2 protein-coding genes are annotated in these 1,434 nt (G+C 60.3%); both read left to right on the top strand.

The window, feature by feature from the left end:
• Window positions 1-651 (top strand): DUF418 domain-containing protein (locus tag QMA15_RS32580; RefSeq protein ID WP_290289311.1); only part of this gene is annotated, 651 nt, incomplete at its 5' end.
• Window positions 648-1,424 carry a BPL-N domain-containing protein gene (locus QMA15_RS32575; protein WP_290289308.1) on the top strand — a complete coding sequence of 259 codons (777 nt, stop codon included), beginning with the start codon at window positions 648-650 and terminating at the stop codon, window positions 1,422-1,424. The genes QMA15_RS32580 and QMA15_RS32575, both read left to right, overlap by 4 nt.
• Window positions 1,425-1,434 lie beyond the last annotated feature (10 nt).

Below are 1,434 nucleotides of genomic sequence, written 5' to 3'. Positions count from 1 at the left end.
ATCTGCACAGGACTGGTCGTGGGTCGACTCGCATTGTCCACCGCTCGTACAGCCTCAAGTCTTCTAGGCTTGGGCGCTGCTCTCATGCTTGGATCCAAGTTCCTGTCCTGGATGCTCTTATATCTTTACGGTGGACTTGGGCACATCCAGTCGGTCGCCGACGAGGACACCGTCCGCGACCTTCTGCAGTTCGGTGCGGACGGCACCGTCCCCACAGACACCTGGTGGTGGCTCGCGGTCAACGGCCCCCACACAGGCACCCCCTTCGACCTGATGGCCACGGTCGGAAGCTCTCTGGCCATATTGGGGGGGACCCTGCTAATCGAACACATCACACAACCCTTCGTCACCAAAGTAGTCCGTTTCGTCCTGGCACCATTGGCCGCAGTCGGCGCGATGTCGCTCACCTTCTACGTCGGCCACAACATGTTCGTCAACTCCGATTTCGATGTTTACGGACCGTGGAGCGGCTATCTTCGACAGCTACTGGTCATCTTCGTTGTAGCAATCGCGTGGCGAGCCACCGCGGGGCGCGGCCCCCTCGAAGGGCTGATCCGCTCCATCACGTCACGAGTAAGCGGCTACGTCTATGACAGATCGAAATCCGCAAACCCCCACCCTTCGCAGGCGCCCGGCAACGGTCGCACGTGACCACACTCAACCGACGCGGATTCATGGTAGGTGCAGCAGTAGTCGGTGCTGCTGGGTTTGCTGCTGCTGCTGGCGCAACCCTCACACTGCCAAGCAGGCCGATCGCCGATCGTCGCCCCATCGCTCTGGTCTACCGTGGCCCAGCATCCCGGCCGGGTTGCTCCGAAGCGGTCGCGAATCTACTCGAGTCGGCTCCAGACTCACATCGCGCAGTGTTCTGTGGACCGAAGGAGAAAGTCCCGCTATCCGCACAATCCCTCGCCAGTGCCGCTATATACGCCCAACCTGGTGGCGGCACCGTACGGTCGGCATGGCCACACATGGAACCGCATGCCGAAGAGATCCGAGATTGGGTACAAAGCGGGGGCAGCTACCTCGGGTTCTGCCTCGGCGCATATCTTGCAGCTCGAGGTCGTGGATTCGACATTGCCACCCGCGCAGTGAGCCGCTATATCGAGACATCCAGGGCCACCGTGAACGGTATCGAAGACGCAATTGTCGAGGTCAATTGGATGGGCCAGCGACGCCACATGTTTTTCCAAGACGGACCGCAATTCGGGATCAAATCCAGACCGGGAGACGCCGTGCTCGCACGCTACGAAAATCGGACAATCGCCGCCGTTGTCACCGAGTTTCGTTCCGGCCGTGTCGGTTTAGTCGGACCGCACCCCGAAGCCGACCAAACCTGGTATGGGGCCACTGAACTGACCAATCCCGACGGCATCCGCTTCGATCTCGGATTTCACCTGATCTCGAACCTTGTGAATGGATGATGTTGTGGCA

The sequence above is a fragment of the Rhodococcus sp. APC 3903 genome (genome assembly GCF_030407755.1).
In the GTDB taxonomy this organism is placed as follows: Bacteria; Actinomycetota; Actinomycetes; order Mycobacteriales; family Mycobacteriaceae; genus Rhodococcus_F; species Rhodococcus_F erythropolis.
Note: the sequence above shows the minus strand (reverse complement) of the source record. Positions and strands in the feature narration are given on the sequence as shown.